Annotated in this window: 18 protein-coding genes and 1 other RNA gene; 12 read left to right on the plus strand and 7 right to left on the minus strand. The window is 58.6% G+C overall.

Translation table 11 applies throughout. From position 1 onward, the window contains the following. Positions 1-93: 93 nt before the first annotated feature. A complete protein-coding gene (locus GQF00_RS10480) occupies positions 94-522 on the minus strand; it encodes an META domain-containing protein (RefSeq protein WP_161319090.1) in 429 nt (142 codons plus the stop codon). 205 nt (positions 523-727) lie between these two features. On the opposite strand from GQF00_RS10480, the gene GQF00_RS10485 reads away from it, so the two are divergent. After that, positions 728-1,066, plus strand: coding sequence for a hypothetical protein (locus tag GQF00_RS10485; RefSeq protein WP_161319091.1), 339 nt, complete (start codon positions 728-730; stop codon positions 1,064-1,066). On the opposite strand, the gene GQF00_RS10490 is transcribed toward GQF00_RS10485, so the two are convergent. Next, the gene (locus GQF00_RS10490; protein WP_161319092.1) at positions 1,056-1,691 is read right to left on the minus strand and encodes a flavin reductase family protein; all 636 of its coding nucleotides are present in this window, start codon (positions 1,689-1,691) and stop codon (positions 1,056-1,058) included. The two genes, GQF00_RS10485 and GQF00_RS10490, sit on opposite strands and share 11 nt — an antisense overlap. 120 nt (positions 1,692-1,811) lie before the next feature. Between GQF00_RS10490 and GQF00_RS10495 the strand changes: the two genes are divergently transcribed. From GQF00_RS10495 to GQF00_RS10505, 3 genes are all read left to right on the plus strand, one after another. Further along, the gene (locus GQF00_RS10495; RefSeq protein ID WP_161319093.1) at positions 1,812-2,762 is read left to right on the plus strand and encodes an alpha/beta hydrolase; all 951 of its coding nucleotides are present in this window, start codon (positions 1,812-1,814) and stop codon (positions 2,760-2,762) included. Between the two features lie 121 nt (positions 2,763-2,883). Continuing rightward, positions 2,884-3,396 carry a hypothetical protein gene (locus tag GQF00_RS10500; RefSeq protein ID WP_161319094.1) on the plus strand — a complete coding sequence of 171 codons (513 nt, stop codon included), beginning with the start codon at positions 2,884-2,886 and terminating at the stop codon, positions 3,394-3,396. Positions 3,397-3,621: 225 nt separating this feature from the next. Further along, on the plus strand, positions 3,622-3,906 hold the full coding sequence (locus GQF00_RS10505; RefSeq protein WP_161319095.1) for a hypothetical protein: 285 nt from the start codon (positions 3,622-3,624) through the stop codon (positions 3,904-3,906). Between the two features lie 212 nt (positions 3,907-4,118). On the opposite strand, the gene rpiA is transcribed toward GQF00_RS10505, so the two are convergent. Further along, complete coding sequence (gene rpiA / locus GQF00_RS10510; protein ID WP_161319096.1) at positions 4,119-4,772, minus strand: ribose-5-phosphate isomerase RpiA; 654 nt, start codon at positions 4,770-4,772, stop codon at positions 4,119-4,121. Between the two features lie 264 nt (positions 4,773-5,036). Here rpiA and ilvA point away from each other — a divergent pair, with 264 nt between their 5' ends. Further along, a complete protein-coding gene (gene ilvA, locus GQF00_RS10515; RefSeq protein WP_370519483.1) occupies positions 5,037-6,596 on the plus strand; it encodes a threonine ammonia-lyase, biosynthetic in 1,560 nt (519 codons plus the stop codon). A gap of 309 nt (positions 6,597-6,905) precedes the next feature. After that, a complete protein-coding gene (locus GQF00_RS10520; protein WP_161319098.1) occupies positions 6,906-7,055 on the plus strand; it encodes a hypothetical protein in 150 nt (49 codons plus the stop codon). Here the strand turns inward: GQF00_RS10520 and GQF00_RS10525 are convergent. From GQF00_RS10525 to GQF00_RS10540, 4 genes are all read right to left on the minus strand, one after another. Further along, positions 7,036-7,644 carry a 5-formyltetrahydrofolate cyclo-ligase gene (locus GQF00_RS10525; protein ID WP_161319099.1) on the minus strand — a complete coding sequence of 203 codons (609 nt, stop codon included), beginning with the start codon at positions 7,642-7,644 and terminating at the stop codon, positions 7,036-7,038. The two genes, GQF00_RS10520 and GQF00_RS10525, sit on opposite strands and share 20 nt — an antisense overlap. 39 nt (positions 7,645-7,683) lie before the next feature. Continuing rightward, positions 7,684-7,868: non-coding RNA, 6S RNA (gene ssrS / locus GQF00_RS10530), on the minus strand. 371 nt (positions 7,869-8,239) lie between these two features. Beyond that, positions 8,240-8,551, minus strand: coding sequence for a cell division protein ZapA (locus GQF00_RS10535; protein ID WP_161319100.1), 312 nt, complete (start codon positions 8,549-8,551; stop codon positions 8,240-8,242). Positions 8,552-8,602: 51 nt separating this feature from the next. Continuing rightward, entirely contained in the window at positions 8,603-8,815 is a 213-nt protein-coding gene (locus GQF00_RS10540) for a TIGR02449 family protein (RefSeq protein ID WP_161319101.1), read from the minus strand. Positions 8,816-9,044: 229 nt separating this feature from the next. On the opposite strand from GQF00_RS10540, the gene GQF00_RS10545 reads away from it, so the two are divergent. The 6 genes from GQF00_RS10545 to GQF00_RS10570 all read left to right on the plus strand — a co-directional run bounded on the left by GQF00_RS10545 (position 9,045) and on the right by GQF00_RS10570 (position 16,507). Beyond that, a complete protein-coding gene (locus tag GQF00_RS10545; protein WP_161319102.1) occupies positions 9,045-9,641 on the plus strand; it encodes a UPF0149 family protein in 597 nt (198 codons plus the stop codon). A gap of 26 nt (positions 9,642-9,667) precedes the next feature. After that, on the plus strand, positions 9,668-10,984 hold the full coding sequence (gene pepP, locus GQF00_RS10550; protein WP_161319103.1) for a Xaa-Pro aminopeptidase: 1,317 nt from the start codon (positions 9,668-9,670) through the stop codon (positions 10,982-10,984). Positions 10,985-11,180: 196 nt separating this feature from the next. Beyond that, complete coding sequence (locus GQF00_RS10555; protein WP_161319104.1) at positions 11,181-12,353, plus strand: FAD-dependent monooxygenase; 1,173 nt, start codon at positions 11,181-11,183, stop codon at positions 12,351-12,353. Positions 12,354-12,567: 214 nt separating this feature from the next. Next, positions 12,568-13,821, plus strand: coding sequence for an FAD-dependent monooxygenase (locus GQF00_RS10560; protein ID WP_161319105.1), 1,254 nt, complete (start codon positions 12,568-12,570; stop codon positions 13,819-13,821). An 82-nt stretch (positions 13,822-13,903) separates the two neighbouring features. Then, positions 13,904-14,914, plus strand: a complete 1,011-nt coding sequence (locus tag GQF00_RS10565; RefSeq protein ID WP_161319106.1) for a Fe(3+) ABC transporter substrate-binding protein — start codon at positions 13,904-13,906, stop codon at positions 14,912-14,914. A 3-nt stretch (positions 14,915-14,917) separates the two neighbouring features. Continuing rightward, the gene (locus tag GQF00_RS10570) at positions 14,918-16,507 is read left to right on the plus strand and encodes an ABC transporter permease (RefSeq protein WP_370519484.1); all 1,590 of its coding nucleotides are present in this window, start codon (positions 14,918-14,920) and stop codon (positions 16,505-16,507) included. Positions 16,508-17,186 lie beyond the last annotated feature (679 nt).

Genomic DNA, 17,186 nt, shown 5'->3' on the forward strand with positions numbered 1-17,186 from the left:
CCGGCCTCGCTGTCGCTCGGATCACGTGCGGGCAAGCTATTCGCTTCGCGCACCCCTTCGAGACCACATGGCGTGCGCCTGTGGCCAGGCCGGTTAGCGCGTGGCCTTGATCTCCACTCCCTCGCCGCTCAGCACCAGCTCGCCGAGGTCATTGAGTACGGCAGTGTCCACGCCTTTCAGGGCATCTACAAACTGCTGCTCCAGTTCCATCAAGGGCGGCATGCAGGCCTTGCGGGTCATGGCGCCAGTCTGGATGGTGAAGCTGTCGCCTTCCGCCGCGTAACTGGACATATAATTGTTGCAGGCGGCCTTGCCGGCCAGTTTGCCCGCTTCCGGGAATGCCAGAGTGATGGTGGCATTGCCCACCGGCTTGCCGTTCAGGGTCTGCACCTGCCAGGGTTCACCATTGAGCTGTTCATAGCTGGGCACGGCGATGTCTCCCTTGCTGTTGGAGGCTGTGGAGCAGGCGGCGAACAGCGACAGGCTGGCAGCCAGCAGGGTGATGGGAATAAGGGATCTCATGGCGGTTCCTTTGGTGATAATACGTTGCAGTAATCTGGGCGTTAGAGTCGCGTAGAGAAAGAAAGTTTCCTGCTGTGTGTCCAGGCGCTGGTGATAACTGAGTGGGCATTCCTTGATACAGGGCAAGAGAATGGCACTCGGAGATTGACCCGGCCGGGGCAGCGCGGACAATGCCAGCAAGCCTCGCTATCTAACGGATACTCACATGCTGAATGCGTTTCTCGAATTTTATACCCAGCACCAGTGGGTTGCCTTGCCACTTGCCATGCTGTCTGCCGTCGGCGTGGGGTTGATGTGGATGGGTTGGCTGACCCTGATGATTACCGCCTTCGGTCAGAAGTTGTGGCTGTGGGGGTTTGTCATTCTGTTGCTGCCGGTGCCTGCGTCACAGTGTTTTGCCCTCAGTCACAGGGCGCTGAATCCCTGGGCCAATCGACTGGTGCTGTGGGGGCTGCTGCTATCCCTGCCAATTCTGGTGCTCACCGCCTGGTGGGGGCTGCTGGCTTTGCAGCAGCCCATGCCGGAGCCCATGTTCAGTCACTGATTTTTGTCGCAGGCCGGTCCGGTTTGGCATATTGCCAGCGTCCTTCGCGGCGGGTGAGGTGGTAACTGTCCAGGCCGGACAATGCCACTGTTCCTGCCTGCTCCACATCCACGTAGCCGTCATCTTCCATCAAGCCCTCTGCCAGCAGTACATGCTCAATGGCACCGATCACCAGCACGGTGCCATTCACAGCCAGTTCCTGTGTCTCCATCAGTTTCATGCCAAGGCGAATGCGTGCCTCATGCACAAAAGGGGCCGCAAAGTCGTGGCAGTATTCAGTGTTCAGGCCGACGGCATCAAACTCTGAAACGTCTTGAGGGTAGCGGGCAGAGGTCTGGTGCGCTGCAGCAATGATATCCTGATGTACATGATTGATGGTGTAGCAGCCGGTCTCTTGCAGATACTCAAGGGTGTGCCTGTCCACTGAATGCGGTCGGATAATCATGCCCATCAGGGCCGGGTCTGCACCAAGGTGAAAGCAGGAACTCACGATGGCCAGATTTTCCTGGCCGCTGGTGGCGCGGGTGCCAATCAGATTGGCACTCTTGAACCCGGACAGGCTGTTGATCAGGTTGACCCGGGTTTGGCGGGGCAGCGAGTCAAGATCCTGTGTATTGAAGTGCATGAAAGTGCTCCTGTGTTTGCGAGGCGAATGAAAGGGGGTGAGCTTGTCCTTTCGACCGCGGGACAGTGCCCGTATTATCGTGGAATGCCGTGAGTAAACTGTGGAGACGCGACACTGGTCATGGAAAACCCTTTCGATCGTGAACATATCCAGCAGGACTGGAAGCCGCTCAACTGGGAGAAGTTCGATCCGCTGAGTGATTCCAGCAAGCAGTATATTGCCTACTACGGGCTGGATTTTGCAGATCGGCTCCCCAGTCTGGAGCACGGTTTTGGTTATTTCGAGGCGGGCGACCACCAGATTTCCGTGCATGCCTGGCGACCACAGAATCCCCGGGGCACGGTGCTGGTGTGTCATGGGTACTTTGATCATGTGGGGTTGTATCGCCATGTGATTGGCCATGTGCTTGAACTGGGTTATGCGGTGCTGGCCTATGATCTTCCGGGTCATGGCCTGAGCTCCGGGCCCCAGGCGGTGATTGAGGATTTCCTGACATATCGTGATGTGCTGGAGCAATGCCTGTCCCTGGCGGCCAACCACTTTCCGCATCCCTGGCATGTGATTGCACAGAGCACCGGTGGTGCCATTGTCATGGATTATCTGGCCAGCCGTGGCGAGGGAGATGACAATCCGTTTGAGCATGTCATCCTGCTGGCGCCGCTGGTGCGTCCGTTCAAATGGAGCACCGGACGTTGGCTACACACCGTTATCAGCCCTTTCACCAAGAGCATCAAGCGGGTCTTTACGATCAATTCCAATGACCCGGACTTTCTCGATTTTCTGGAAAACAAAGACCCCTTGCAGGCGCGTCGGGTTTCGGCAGTCTGGGTGGGCGCGTTGAAAAAATGGCTGCCGGGTTTCGAGAAGGCGTCACGCATCCATGTGTCTCCCATCGTCATTCAGGGGGACCAGGATGAAACCGTGGATTGGCAACACAACATGAACGTGATCCGAAGCAAGTTCAGTGACCCTCGCATTCATATGTTGCCCGGAGCCCGCCATCAGCTGGCCAATGAAAATGAGGAATTCCGGCAGAAAATATTTGCCATTATTGATCAGTATCTGACCTGAAATCGATGAGGTCCCGATTTTACGGTTTGTTACTTGAGATGCGTGAGGGTTTGGAACAAGGTTGTGGTCGTGTTTTGAGTAGAATTTTCATGCCATTGTGGTGTGGACCAAGGAGAAATCTATGGATAAGAAAATCATGCTGGCAATGACGGCTGGTGCGGCGATGCTCAGCCAAGTGGCTGTTGCCGATTTGAACGCGGGGATTAATGCGGCGGTGAGTGCCGAGGCAGATGCCAAGGCCGCTGAACAGGACATGCGCGACAAGCGCGATGCTGTCAAAGCAGATGCCAGAGCCCAGAAAAAGGCTATGGAAGAAAAGCATGAAAAAATGAAGGGCGACGCCAAAGCAAAGCACGATGAAATGATGGACGATGCGGAAGCGCATGGTGAAGAAATCAAAGGCCATGGCAAACGTATGGAAGACGAGGCCCGTGGCAAGCGAGATGCCGCCGTGGAAAAGATGGAAGAAAACAAAGCGGCGGCCAAGCAGCATCATGACGATGCCATGCAACGTGCCAGCGATGCTCGAGAGCAAGTGAAAGTCGATGCTCAGGCTAAAGCCGATGCGGAAGAAGCAGAAGTGAAAGCCGAGGCAAATGCCAAAGCCAAACCGTGGTATAACTTCTGGGATTGATTCCGGAAAGCATAAAAAGGCCGCTTTAAAGCGGCCTTTTTTATGCTTGCTGCGTAGTGCTGAATGAGAGCAGTAGCTGACATTGGAAACAGCGGTAGATGCCTCACGTGTTGATGACGTGGTTGTGGCATAGTGGAAAGCATGGAACCGTGAAGAGCCGTTTCTGTGCGGGCATTGAGGGCGTTATTCAGCGGCTCCTTACTGACTGTGGTTCGGGAGGTCGTCATGAAAGTGAGCAGAAATATTCCGGTGGTTACAGCAAGCTTGTTGATGGCAGCGTTGGCCGTGTCACCTGTTGGCGCGGCAGAGTCGGAGGCAGAGAAAGCGCGCGCGGGCGCCTCTGAGACTGCCGACTACTTGCAACAAGAACAGTGGAATCGGGAGCAGCAGCAATTGCAGGATCATCGGGATGCCCAGCGTGAGCAATCCAATGCTCGTCAACAGGATCTGCATAATCGTATCCAGCAGCGACGAGACGACATGATCCGGGATATGAATAGAAAGCCGTGAGCTTTGAGCTGTGCTCGGTTGGATAGACAAACCAGGAAAAGTTCCCTGCTTTTGAAGCTTCTCTACAAGACACGCTCCACAAAGAGAGACAAGAGAGGCCAGCAACGCTGGCTGATCGTGTGAGCTGATACAAAAATCCCGCCCGGTTTTGCCGGGCGGGATTTTTTTCAGGGCTTTGCGTGTTGCATGCCCGTGAAGCGTGTTGCGTTCTGTCAATACTGATTCACGCTGCCGTTTTCGCCTACCAGCACCACATTGGCCGGACGCTTGGCAAACAGGCCGTTGGTGACCACGCCGACAATGTTGTTGATTTTCTCTTCCAGTTCGATGGGATTAAGGATGTCCAGGTTGTGAACGTCCAGAATGATGTTGCCGTTGTCGGTGACAAAACCATCGCGGTATTCCGGTTGACCGCCCAGGGCGACCAGTTTGCGGGCCACATAGGAGCGAGCCATGGGGAGCACTTCCACCGGGAGTGGGAACTTGCCCAGACGCTTCACTTGTTTGGAGCCGTCGACAATGCAGATGAACTGATCAGCTACCGCCGCAACAATTTTTTCCCGGGTCAGGGCGCCGCCGCCACCCTTGATCATCTCGCGGTGGCCGTTCACTTCGTCCGCACCATCCACATACACGGGCAGGCGGTCCACATCATTCAGTGAGACCACCTCGATGCCGTGTCCCTTGAGGCGCTCGGCGGTGGCTTCGGAGCTGGCCACGGCCCCCTTGATGCGGTCTTTCATGGTGGCCAGGCCATCAATGAAGAAGTTGGCGGTGGAGCCGGTGCCCACGCCGATGTATTCGCCTTCGGGAACAAAGCGCAGGGCGGCCTCTGCCACCTGCTTCTTCAGCGCATCCTGGTCCATGATGTGTCCTGTTTACCTGGTGAGTGTGGTGAGCGTCACTATGTGGCTCGTGCGGGACTAACGAGCACTCTGGTTGGTCGGACGTCAGAAGTCGGACGCGACAAGCTGAAACCAGAGAGCGGGTCGGTTTTGATCTGGCGTCAGTTCTCCGACGTCCGACCGCTATTGTGTTCCCGATAACCTGTGCGACTCCAATTATAGGCCAGCAGGGGCGGGGACTCGACCCCGGCCTATCGCATTTGTTCCGGCCAGCCCATAGACTATGTGGCTTGTCGCTCCTCTGTAATAAGCAACCCGGAAACCTTCATGCTGGATAAATACGTTAAACGGATACTGCAATCCCGCGTCTATGATGTGGCGGTGGAAACTCCCATTCATGCAGCGCCGTTGATTTCCAAGCGAATTGGTAACCGGGTGCTGCTCAAGCGCGAAGATCTGCAGCCGGTGTTTTCCTTCAAGCTGCGAGGTGCCTACAACAAGTTATGTCAGCTCAGCCAGGAGCAGCTGGATCGCGGGGTGATCTGTGCCTCGGCCGGCAACCATGCCCAGGGCATGGCATTGGCCGCCACCTCCATGGGGGTGAAAGCCACCATCGTCATGCCGCGCACCACGCCGGATATCAAGGTGAATTCAGTACGAAATCATGGCGGCAAGGCGGTGCTACATGGTGACAGCTTCGATGAAGCTCTGGCCCATGCCCGTATTCTGGAAGAGAAAGGCGGGCTCACCTTTGTGCATCCTTACGATGATCCGGATGTCATTGCGGGTCAAGGGACCGTGGGCATGGAAATCCTGCGCCAGCTCAGCGGTGATCTGGATGCCATCTTCATTCCGGTGGGTGGCGGCGGCCTCGCTGCCGGAGTGGCGGCTTACGTAAAGTATGTGCGCCCGGATGTGAAGATCATTGCCGTGGAGCCGGAAGACGCGGCCTGCCTCAAGGCCGCCATGGAGAAAAAGCGCCGGGTGGTGCTCAAGGAAGTGGGGTTGTTCGCCGATGGTGTGGCAGTGCGCCAGATCGGCAAGGAAACCTTCCGCATCCTCAAGGATCATGTGGACGAAGTCATCACGGCCACCACGGATGAAATCTGTGCGGCGATCAAGGATTCTTTCGAAGATACCCGTGCGATTTGTGAGCCTGCCGGCGCCCTGGCCCTGGCGGGCATGAAAAACTGGGTTGCCTTGCACGGCGTACAGGACAAGACACTGGTGGCGATCCAGAGCGGCGCCAATGTGAACTTTGACCGCCTGCGGCACGTGTCCGAGCGGGCCGAACTGGGCGAGCAACGCGAGGCCTTGTTGGGGGTCGCCATCCCGGAAAAACCGGGCGCCTTCCGCGCCTTCTGTCAGGCGCTGGGGCGGCGCGGCATTACCGAATTCAACTACCGCTACAGTGATGACCGGGCGGCAAACATCTTTGTTGGTATTCAACTCAAACCCGGCGGCAAGGCGTTGCACGGGCTCCTGCAGGAGCTTGCCGACAAGGGGTACCCGGTGGTGGATCTCAGCGGCAACGAAATGGCCAAGCTGCATATTCGCCACCTGGTGGGTGGGCATACTTCCCGCCAGGATCTGGATGAACGCCTGTTCCGGGTAGAATTTCCGGAGCGCCCGGGGGCCTTGATGGCCTTCCTGCAGTCGCTGGGCGGCAAGTGGAACATCAGTCTGTTCCATTATCGCAACCACGGTGCAGCCTATGGTCGAGTGCTGGTGGGGTTCCAGGTGGAAGAGGGCATGGGTAACCAGCTGCTGGCGGATCTCAAGAAAGTGCCTTACCCCATGGTGGAAGAAAGTGACAACCCGGCCTATCGGTTATTTCTGAATTAATCTTTGCGTACCACAGGAACCTGGGGGGCAGTGGGTGGTCACACACCCCGCAGCCGGGTAATGTCGGCGACTAACCTGGCTGTATAGGCATAAAATTGCGCTTTTGTGAACTCGTTAACGACAGGTTATGACGTTGTTCTGTTAAGAAACGTCAACAGGGGCGGCTAACTGCTTGACTTTGTTGAACGAGATGGTCAAATTTTGACCCGGTTGGCATTTTCCGGCAGTCAATGCGACTACAGTGACTGTCCTGTTAATACTTTTTGCTTAGATGTTTGTTTTTGCTATACCAATTTGGGGAATAGAAAAATGAAAAAGAAGCCGGACGCCTTGGTGCTACTGGCAATCGTTTTCGGGCTGGGAGTGCTGGTCAGCAGCATTACCCACGGTGGCAACGAACCTGACTACCAGCAATATGCTGACAGTGCAGGCATCGTAGTCACTCAGAGCCAGCAGTAACGATCCTGTCTGCCGGCTGGTCCCAAGGGGCCAGCGGCAGCACCCCCTCCTCCACACACTGAAAATCATAACCCACCGTCACCAGCCTGGGTCGACGTGGTCGACGCTGCAGGTCGGCCAGGGTGCGATCGTAGTAACCGCCTCCCATCCCTATCCGGTAGCCTGCCCGATCAAACGCCACGGCAGGTAACAAAATCACGTCCAGCGCCCACAGGGCACGGCTTCTATGGGCCAGTGCAGGTTCGGCAATGCCATATTGGTTGGGCCGCATGGGGTCATGGGCCTGCCACAGACGAAAATGCAGATGGCCCGGGCGCAAGGGATCCAGCCAGGGAAGGTAGGTGCTGCTGTGCTGCAGGCGGGGGTGCTGCAGGGCCGGAAGTAAATCCAGCTCACCATCGTTGGCCAGATAAAAGGCCACGTGCCTGGCAGGGCGGTATTGCAGAGCGTTGCTCAGAGCGGGGCCGGCTCGGTGAGCGGCGCGACGGCGCTGGCCGGTAGAGAGTTGCCTGCGTTGCTGGCGTAGCTGGCGGCGCAGCTGCTGACGCTGCCGTCTTTGCGATGGCGAAAGTGGCTGTGGTTCTGGCATCCGGCCTCTGGCGTCAAGCATCCGGCAAGAGAATAAAGGGTGCTTCCCGGCCCACCGCTGCGGGCTTGACCCTTGAACCGTATGGTTCAAGGTGGAGGCAGCAGCTATGCCCTCAGGCTTTCCGCTCAATAGGCGGACATGCACACGGACACGGCAATATATGCCCCCGGGTATTACGTTATCGGCTCAGGGACATGGCCCTCTGGCGTAAGAGCCAGGAAACACTCAGGGGGATTATAACAGTGGTGTTGGGTCGAAACAGTCTTGACACTGATGAAAGGCGATCAAGAGCAGTGAATAGTTAACAGCTAAGGTCAAAAGCCCCTCGCACCTCCAGGAAGCCGCGTAGGTCGGTGATTATTCGCTGCGCACATGCCTTCGGGGCTGCACTGCTTGCGTTAGTTTCGCTTGGGTGTGGGCCCATCACCGATGTGGCGTTGCAGGCTGGCAAAGGATTGATGTCGAAAAACGAGTCGCGAGTTTCGAGGGGCGACACCCGTGGGCAGGACGTGAGGTTTTCGCAACTCGAAACTCGTTACTCGCTTCTGAGGTTCGGTTTAAGCCAGCGATGGGGCAGTGCTGCGTGTTGCGGCTCTTACAGCTTGCGGCGGGCGTCTTCGAAAGCCTGGATTTCATCTTCAAGGCGTCCCAGCAGTGCCTGAACGCGGGCTTCGCTCTCAGGATCCTGGGCGGCAGTCTGACGCGCCTTGAGTAGCTCGTGGCTCATGTTCAGGGCGGTCATGATGGCGATCCGTTCCAGACCAATCACATTGGCGTCGCGCACTTCGCGCAGCTGTTTGTCCAGATGACGGGCGGCGGCCAACAGGTTGTCCTGCTCGCCTGCCGGACAGGCAACACGGTACTCCTTGTCGAGCAGATGAATCACCAGGGAGTTTTCGTTAGACATGGCCTAAGGTACCGCAATGACTTGGTTTGAAGAACGGGCAGGATGACACGCTCAGGATTCCTGCTCCAGGGATTTCAGACGAGAGATGATCGCCTCGACCTTGTTGCGGGCTACGTCATTTTTCTTCAGCAGCTGGGCTCGCTCTTCCACCAGTTTGGCCTCCCGTTCGTGGAGGGCCAGATTTTCCTGGCGCAACCGCGCACTGATACGCAGCAGTTCGTCGACGCGGGTTTCCAGTTGCTTTAGTTGTTGTTCCGTCGTCATGGCAAAATGGTCGTGGTTCGCCTAAGGTGTGGGCCGATAAAGGCCCGCGTCCCCTGCACCTTACCGGGATTTGCCGATCTCGGCTCCCCCTCCCGGTTGACAGGCTGTTTCAACTATAGGTGTGAGGGTTTCAGGGGTCAACGAAATTGAATGCTGATAGTTACTTAGCACACACTTTTCATGGCCTTCTTCAGGAAGGCAGTCATACCTGCAGATAACGGATCGACGCATGTCCAACCAGATTGATTTCGAGGTGCTGGCCCAATCCCTGGCCGCAGCCGGCATAGCCCATTCACCCAGCGAATTGCAGGGACTTACGGCGGGTCTGCTGGCCACCGGTCATGGTGGCCACGATGAAGAGTTACTGGGGGTGCTGGCGTCCCATGTGGATTTTGAGCAGGGCCAGCTGTTTGAGCCCGCCCTGGCCGGTATGCTGGTGGCGGCCCGTGATCAGCTGGTCAGCGGTTTTGCCGGTACCGGCCTGGCGCTTCACCTGCTGTTGCCGGGCGATGAGGAAGATCTGGGCTTGCGGGTGGCGGCCATCGCCCAGTGGTGTGAAGGTTTTCTGGTGGGCTTCGGTACCGGGTCTGCCAATACCCACGACAAGGATCTTTCCCAGGGCATTCAGGAAGCCCTGTCAGATTTGGCGGCCATCAGTCAGGTGGAAACCCCGGATCAGGACGGTGATGAAGAGGAAGACATGTTCGAGCAGGTGGCGGAACACTGCCGAATGGCCGCGCTGATGATTTACACTGAGCTGGTCATGCGGCCCAAGGCCAAGGCCGACGATAACAGCGCGCCGTCCACACCGCCGACCAGGCACTGAAATATCTCCCGACATCAGGAGGGGTTTTGAGCATCAATCGTCAGGAATTTGCCCGTCGCCGCCAGGAGCTGATGGGCATCATGGGGCCTAACAGCATTGCCATTTTGTCGGCGGCACCGGAGCACATCCGCAACCGGGATGTGGAATACCCCTATCGGCCAAGCAGTGATTTCTGGTACCTCACCGGCTTTGAAGAACCGGAAGCCGTGATGGTGCTGCTACCCGGCCGGGAACATGGCGAATACGTCATGTTCTGCCGTGAGCGCGATCGCACCATGGAGATCTGGAATGGCTACCGTTCCGGGCCGGACGGAGTGGTGAGTGACTTTGATGCCGATGACGCTTTCCCGATCGGGGACATCGACGAGATCCTGCCGGGCCTGATCGAAGGCCGCGAGCGGGTCTATTACGACCTGGGCATGGATGCAGAGTTTGACCGTCGCCTGATGGGCTGGGTGAACAGCATCCGCGACCGGGTCCGCTCCGGTGCCCAGCCGCCTGGCGAGTTTGTGGCGCTGGCGCATCATCTGCACGACATGCGTCTGTTCAAGTCCGCTGCCGAAATCAAGTTGATGCGCAAGGCCGCCAGTATTTCTGCCGGTGCCCATGTTCGTGCCATGCAGGCGGTGAAGCCGGGCATGATGGAATACCAGCTGGAAGCGGAATATATCCATGAATTCATGCGCCATGGTTCGCGTAGCCCGGCCTACCCGAGCATCGTTGGCGGTGGCGCCAATGGCTGCATCCTGCATTACATTGATAATCGCCAGAAGTTGAAGGACGGCGATCTGGTGCTGGTGGATGCGGGCTGCGAGCTGGAGATGTACGCCTCGGATATCACCCGTACCTTTCCCGTGAATGGCAAATTCAGCAAGCCCCAACAGGCGCTGTATGAGCTGGTACTGGCCAGCCAGTATGCGGCCATCGAAGCGACTCACCCGGACAATCACTGGAATGTGCCCCACGAGCAAGTGGTCAACATCCTCACCCAGGGGCTGCTGGATCTGGGTCTGCTCAAGGGCGAGTTCAATGAACTGGTGGAAACCGAAGGCTATCGCCGTTTCTTCATGCACCGCACCGGTCACTGGCTGGGGCTGGATGTGCATGATGTGGGTGACTATCGGGTACAGGACCAGTGGCGTCAGCTGGAGCCGGGTATGGCTCTGACGGTGGAGCCGGGGCTGTATGTGGCGCCGGATGACGACAGCGTGGATGAGCAGTGGCGCGGCATTGGCATTCGCATCGAGGATGATGTGGTGGTCACCAAGGATGGGTGCGAGGTACTGACCCATGAGGTGCCGAAGGATGTGGCGGAGATTGAGAAGACAATGAAAAGCAGTTGAAAGTTTAAAATGCAAAGTTGAAAAGGCGCGCGCGAGATTTTCCTGTTCCCAGCCTTAGTGCCCGCGCCATTACCGGTAAATGCGGGCACAGCTTGGCAAAACCCGCTGATCCAGTCCGCGTTTAAACGTTGAACTTTCAACTCGCCCTTGGGTTCGCGCCTCAAGCGGCGCTCCTACAGTAAAAGTGGACATTGAAATGACCCAACAACCTCTGGTTATTGTGGGGGGCGGGATGGCCGGGGCCATGCTGGCGCTGTTGTTGCGTCGTCATGGCACGGAGAAAGTGGTGTTGGTGGAAAGCCACCCGCTGACGCTGCCTGACAAGCCGCCACTCACCCCCAGCTTTGATGCGCGAAGCACGGCGCTGTCTGCAGGTACCCTGGTGGTGCTGGACAAGCTGGGGCTGGGCGATGCCATTCGCGAGCATGCGGCGGCCATCGGTACCGTGCATGTGTCGCGACAGTCCCGGTTGGGCACCACGCGCATGAGTGCAGAGGAAGAAGGTGTTGAACAGCTGGGTGCGGTGGTGGAAAACCGCTGGCTGGGTTTTGTGTTGCTGGGCGCCCTGTTCAGTGATGACGGTATCTCGGTGCGCGCCCCGGACACCCTTGCCAGTATTCGTCGCCTGGATGATGGCTACCGGATCAACCTGGCCAGTGGGGAAAGCCTTGAAACCCCCTTGCTGATTGCCGCCGATGGCGCCCGATCCAAAACCCGCGAGTGGCTGGGTATCAGTGCCCGTGATCACGACACCGGCCACGACGCCTTGATCGCCAACCTGTCTCTGGCGACACCCCATGACGGCGTGGCGTACGAACGCTTCCTCAACGATGGTCCGCTCGCCCTGTTACCCCTACCGGACCAGCGCATGGCGCTGGTATGGACGGGGCCCCGTGATCAGGTGGCGCAGTGGATGGCGCTGACGGATAGCGAGGTACTGGCGCAGCTTCAGGCCCGTTGTCCCGCAGAGGCCCCGCGACTCACGGGCATCGGTGAGCGTCAACGCTACCCTCTGGTGCTCACCGAAGCCTGTGCTCAGGTGGTGCCCCATGCGGTGGTGGTCGGGAATGCCGCCCACACCCTGCACCCGGTAGCCGGGCAGGGTTTCAATCTGACCGTGCGTGATCTGGTGGCACTGGCACAGACGGTGGGCGGCAATCCGAATCCTGGCAGCCTGAGCACTCTGAGGGCTTACGCTGAACAACGGGAAAAAGACCAGGCGCTGATCAGTCAGACTTCCCGCTGGGTGCCGGAACTGTTCCGGGTCCAGCAACCGTTGTTCGCCCACAGCCGGCAGCTGGGGCTGGTGGCGCTGGATATTATGCCGGGGCTGCGTAGTGGTTTTGCGAAACGGGCCATGGGGCTCTAAGGGACAGTTAATAGTTAATAATTAATAGTTAATAGCTAAGTTCAAAAGCTAAAACCGGGCTACGGAGATGCGTAGGTCGGTAATTGGCGAATGCCGATTACCGGCATGGGGTTTCAGGGCGGTAAAACAGTTTCGAATTACGAGAAACGAGTTTGGCAACTCGCAACTGAGCGATGAGGTTGGCAGGGCATCTGGCCTGTGATGGATAGCGCATATGACGGACAGTAACGAACAACACATCATCATCGTGGGTGGCGGCATGACTGGCGGGCTGCTGGGTGTTTTGCTGGCCGAGGCCGGGTTGCGGGTGACGGTGCTGGATGGGGCGCCGGTGCCGGCAATGCCGTCCGGCGCGGCGCAGTTGCGGGTGTCCACGCTCACCGAAGCCAGTCACTGGTTGCTGCGTAACACCGGGGTCTGGGGTCTGCTCGATGCGTCGCGGGTGCAGCCCTACAACGCCATGCAGGTGTGGGATCAGGATGGCACCGGTGAAGTCACTTTTACCGCTGAAGAAGCTGGTACCGATACCCTGGGCTGGTTGCTGGAAAACGGTCACCTGACTGCCGCGTTATACCGACGCGCCGAGACTCTGGATTGCCTGGACTGGCAATGCGGCATCAGCGTGGACAGTGTGCGCCGTGAGGGCGAGCAGTGGCAGGTGCAATGTGGGGATCGCCAGCTGATGGCGGATCTGTTGGTAGGTGCTGACGGCGCCCGCTCCCGGGTCCGGGAATGGGCCGGCATCAGCGGTGGACCGCGGGACAGCGGGCATCACGCCCTGGTGGCGACCATCGCCACCGCGCGGCCACACGGCGGCTGTGCTCGACAGGTCTTCATGGAATCCGGCCCGTTGGCCTTGTTGCCGCTTTACAGCGATGTGCAACAGGGGGAGCAGCGACAGTGTTCCATCGTCTGGTCTGGCTGGCCTGAGCGTATCAACGATCTGAAGCAGTGTGATCCCGAGCGTTTCGCCATGGAATTGCAGGCGGCGGTGGCCGATGCCCTGGGCGAGGTGACCCTGATCAGCGAGCGTGCCGTATTCCCGATTCAGGAGCGGCACGCCAGCAGCTATGTGGCGCCGTTTCTGGCACTGGTGGGGGACGCGGCCCATGTGATCCATCCGTTGGCAGGGCAGGGCGTCAACCTGGGCCTGCTGGATGCGGCCGTGTTGGCCGAAGAGGTGATTCGCGCCTGTGAGGCCGGGCTGGGATGTGCAGATGTACAGGCCCTGGCGCGTTATCAGCGCCGCCGCCGTGGTGAAAATCTGGTTATGCAGAATGCCATGCGTGGCTTTCAGCAGCTGTTTGAGCAGCGGGCCCTGCCACTGCGCTGGTTGCGTAATACCGGCATGAAGCTGGTCAATCAGGCCGGGCCGGTGAAGGGCTTTTTTGCCAACCGGGCGCTGGGCCGCAGTGCGGACCTGCCGGTGAGTGCCCGGCCACCGTCGACGGCGCGAAATTCGGGCTAGAGCTTGGCGAAAAGACCTGCCATACTGCGAAATCAATTAAGAATCATTCTTGTTTGAATTCCCCGGACTGGAGTTAAGGGATATGCGTGTTATTGGTGTCATGGCCGTCGCCCTGGTGGCGCTGGCTGGCTTGTGGGGCTGTTCCGAGCCTGCTGCGGACAATGAACTGGTGGTCTACACCTCTCGCAATGACCATCTGATCAAGCCGGTGTTTGATGCCTATACGGAAGAGACCGGTATTACCATTCGCTATATCACTGACAACGCTTCCGCCTTGGCGGCGCGCATCAAGGCGGAAGGGGAGCGTACCCCGGCGGATCTGCTGATCACCGTGGATGCGGGCAATCTGTGGAATGCGGCGGAAATGGAATTGTTGCAACCGGTGGAATCCGTGGTGCTCGAATCCAATGTGCCGGCAAGTTATACCGACCCGGCGAAGCAGTGGTTTGGTCTCACCAAGCGGGCGCGCACCATTGTTTATTCCACCGAGCGAGTGAACCCGGAAAACCTGTCCAGCTACGAAGCTCTGGCCGAGCCGGAATGGAAAGGACGCCTTTGTCTGCGCACCTCCAAGAAGGTGTACAACCAGTCCCTGGTCGCCACCATGATCGAGCGTCTTGGCTCCGAAAAGGCGGAAGCCGTGGTGACCGGCTGGGTTGGCAATCTGGCCACGGATGTGTTCTCCAATGACACGGCACTGATGGAAGCCATCGTGGCCGGGCAGTGCGATGTGGGCATAGTAAACACTTACTATTATGGCCGCATGAAGCGCGACAACCCGCAGCTGCCACTGTCCCTGTTCTGGGCCAATCAGCAGGACAGCGGGGTGCACATCAATATTTCCGGTGGTGCCGTGACCCGGTATGCGCCGCACCCGGAACAGGCCAAGGCCCTGCTGGAATGGATGACCCAGCCGAAAGCCCAGCACCTGCTGGCCGAAATCAACCTGGAATACCCGGTGAGCCCCTCCGTGCAGCCTGCCGAGGAAGTGAAGTCCTGGGGGGAATTCCGCGAGGATGATCTTAACGTCAGCGTGGCCGGGGCCCTGCAGGTGGATGCAGTGAAACTGATGGACCGCGCGGGGTATCGCTAAGCGGTGCGTCAACGCCCTTTACCCTCGTTCAGCCTGCCGGGCTTGAATGGCGCCAGTGCGGTTGCACTGGCGCTGCTGGTTCTGGTGCCCATCCTGGTGCTGCTCAGCGCCTGGCACCAGCAGCAATGGGAAACCTGGCAACACCTGCTGGACACTGTCCTGTGGCGGCTGGTGGGCAACACCCTGCTGCTGATGGCGGGGGTCACCGTGGGCGTGCTGGCCCTGGGTGTCTCGCTGGCCTGGTGTGTGGCCACCCTGGAATTTCCTGGCCGCCGCTGGCTGGAGTGGGCGCTGTTCCTGCCCATGGCCATGCCTGCCTATGTGCTGGCTTTCGTCATGGTGGACCTGCTCGATTATGCCGGGCCGATCCAGACCCAGTTGCGCAGCTGGTGGCCGGGGCTGACCGGCTTCAGCGCCCGTCATCCCCTGTGGGTGGTGGTCACCCTGACCCTGGTGCTCTACCCCTATGTCTACATGCTGGCGCGGCTGGCCTTCCAGGCCCAGGGGCGGGCTGTGCTGGAGCAGGCAAGAATCCTGGGTGATGGGCCATTGCGGGCCTTCTTCAAGGTAGCGTTGCCCATGGCCCGGCCGGGCATCGCCGCCGGGCTGGCACTGGCGCTGATGGAAACCCTGGCGGATTTCGGCGCCGTCTCTGTATTCAACTTCGATACCTTCACCACGGCCATCTACAAAAGCTGGTACGGCCTGTTCAACCTGCAGGCGGCGGCCCAGCTGGCCTCGCTGTTATTGCTGTTTGTGCTGGTGGCGCTGGTGCTGGAGCGCCGCGGCCGCCGTCGGGCACGGTTCAGTGAACTGGGTGGCCGGAAGGTGGTGCGGGCAAGGCCGAAAATGGCCTGGCTGATCAGCCTGTTCGCTTTTGGCGTCCTGTTCATGGCCTTCCTGCTGCCGGTGTCGAGACTGTTGTACTGGGTGGTTGGCACCGGGCTGCAGGGCGTGGATCTGCGTTTTGCCAATCTGGTGTGGCGTACCTTTTTGCTGGGTGCCATGGCGGCTTCGCTGGTCCTGGTGTTGGCCAGCTGGCTGGCCTGGGTGAAGCGACACCAGCCATCTGCGCTGGTGTCGGCTTCCGTGCAACTGGCAACCCTGGGCTATGCCTTGCCGGGCTCGGTGCTGGCGGTGGGTATCATGGTGAGTTTCAGTGCGGTACAGGGCGGCTTGCATGAGCTGGGCCTGTCCGTGCCGTTGGTTGGCGGGCTGCTGGCTCTGGTGCTGGCCTATGTGGTGCGTTTTCTGGCGGTGGCCTTTGGCCCGGTGGAAAACGCCTTGCAGCAGGTGCGCCCGGGGTTGGTGGAGGCGGCGCGCACACTGGGGGCATCATCCTCTGAAGTAGGACGTCGGGTATACCTGCCGATGATGTTGCCGGGACTGTTAACCGCCCTGCTGATGGTGGGCATCGATGTGATGAAAGAAATGCCCGCCACCTTGTTGCTGCGACCGTTTGGCTGGGACACCCTGGCCGTGCGCATCTACGAATTGACCGCGGAGGGCGAATGGCAACGCGCCGCGGCGCCCTCCCTGACACTGGTGCTGCTGGGACTGTTGCCGGTGATCCTGCTGACGCGCAGGCGGTAGCCAAGCTTCAGCGTGAAGGGATGCAGTGCCCGTGTGCAGGATGCTGCGGTGGTGGCCTCTCTTTGCACGCCGTTCTCTCCAACAGCCCCCCCAAAAAAAGTGGTTCATCGCGGATTAGCGGGAAAAGCCCGATTTAACTCTCCCAGCCCCTTTCCGTAGGAGCGTCGCTCGCGGCGCGATTCGAGGCCAGGGTCAAAAGCGTTTTCACCACAGAGAGCACAAAGAAAACNGGGTAAATCGGCCTTTAAAGACGTTGGCAATCGCGCCGCGAGCGACGCTCCTACGGGAAGGTCTTTGCTGCAAGCCATTCCTTCAAATCCGCGGTGAACCAAAAACGTGCCTCGCGTAATTAGCGCGGAAGTGTTGCGGAGTCGGATGATAGTGACCCGCCGCTACTCCTGCTTGGTGGTTTTTTCGGGCCATTGAGCGGTTTACGACCGTGCTTGGGAACAAGCAGGGCCAGCCTGTTTTCCCCTGTGACTTTTTGTTCTTATCCCTTTCTTATCAGCTAGTAATAACGGCTCACCAAAAATGAGTCTGCTTCGTTATTTAATGTGTATATATGTAAATATTGGCCAATTTTGAGAACTGGTTGTATCGAACCGTTTCATTATGTTGGTACGTTTATGCCACTTTATGTGGGCAAATATCTGCTCAGTCACAAGATTAATAATAAGAA

This window comes from Alcanivorax sp. DP30 (genome assembly GCF_009882945.1).
In the GTDB taxonomy this organism is placed as follows: domain Bacteria; phylum Pseudomonadota; class Gammaproteobacteria; order Pseudomonadales; family Alcanivoracaceae; genus Alcanivorax.

Coding starts and splice junctions, on each gene's coding strand:
- GQF00_RS10480 (WP_161319090.1), bottom strand. CDS start 522: ATGAGATCCCTTATTCCCATCACCCTGCTGGCTGCCAGCCTGTCGCTG.
- GQF00_RS10485 (WP_161319091.1), top strand. CDS start 728: ATGCTGAATGCGTTTCTCGAATTTTATACCCAGCACCAGTGGGTTGCC.
- GQF00_RS10490 (WP_161319092.1), bottom strand. CDS start 1,691: ATGCACTTCAATACACAGGATCTTGACTCGCTGCCCCGCCAAACCCGG.
- GQF00_RS10495 (WP_161319093.1), top strand. CDS start 1,812: ATGGAAAACCCTTTCGATCGTGAACATATCCAGCAGGACTGGAAGCCG.
- GQF00_RS10500 (WP_161319094.1), top strand. CDS start 2,884: ATGGATAAGAAAATCATGCTGGCAATGACGGCTGGTGCGGCGATGCTC.
- GQF00_RS10505 (WP_161319095.1), top strand. CDS start 3,622: ATGAAAGTGAGCAGAAATATTCCGGTGGTTACAGCAAGCTTGTTGATG.
- rpiA (WP_161319096.1), bottom strand. CDS start 4,772: ATGGACCAGGATGCGCTGAAGAAGCAGGTGGCAGAGGCCGCCCTGCGC.
- GQF00_RS10520 (WP_161319098.1), top strand. CDS start 6,906: ATGAAAAAGAAGCCGGACGCCTTGGTGCTACTGGCAATCGTTTTCGGG.
- GQF00_RS10525 (WP_161319099.1), bottom strand. CDS start 7,644: ATGCCAGAACCACAGCCACTTTCGCCATCGCAAAGACGGCAGCGTCAG.
- GQF00_RS10535 (WP_161319100.1), bottom strand. CDS start 8,551: ATGTCTAACGAAAACTCCCTGGTGATTCATCTGCTCGACAAGGAGTAC.
- GQF00_RS10540 (WP_161319101.1), bottom strand. CDS start 8,815: ATGACGACGGAACAACAACTAAAGCAACTGGAAACCCGCGTCGACGAA.
- GQF00_RS10545 (WP_161319102.1), top strand. CDS start 9,045: ATGTCCAACCAGATTGATTTCGAGGTGCTGGCCCAATCCCTGGCCGCA.
- GQF00_RS10555 (WP_161319104.1), top strand. CDS start 11,181: ATGACCCAACAACCTCTGGTTATTGTGGGGGGCGGGATGGCCGGGGCC.
- GQF00_RS10560 (WP_161319105.1), top strand. CDS start 12,568: ATGACGGACAGTAACGAACAACACATCATCATCGTGGGTGGCGGCATG.
- GQF00_RS10565 (WP_161319106.1), top strand. CDS start 13,904: ATGCGTGTTATTGGTGTCATGGCCGTCGCCCTGGTGGCGCTGGCTGGC.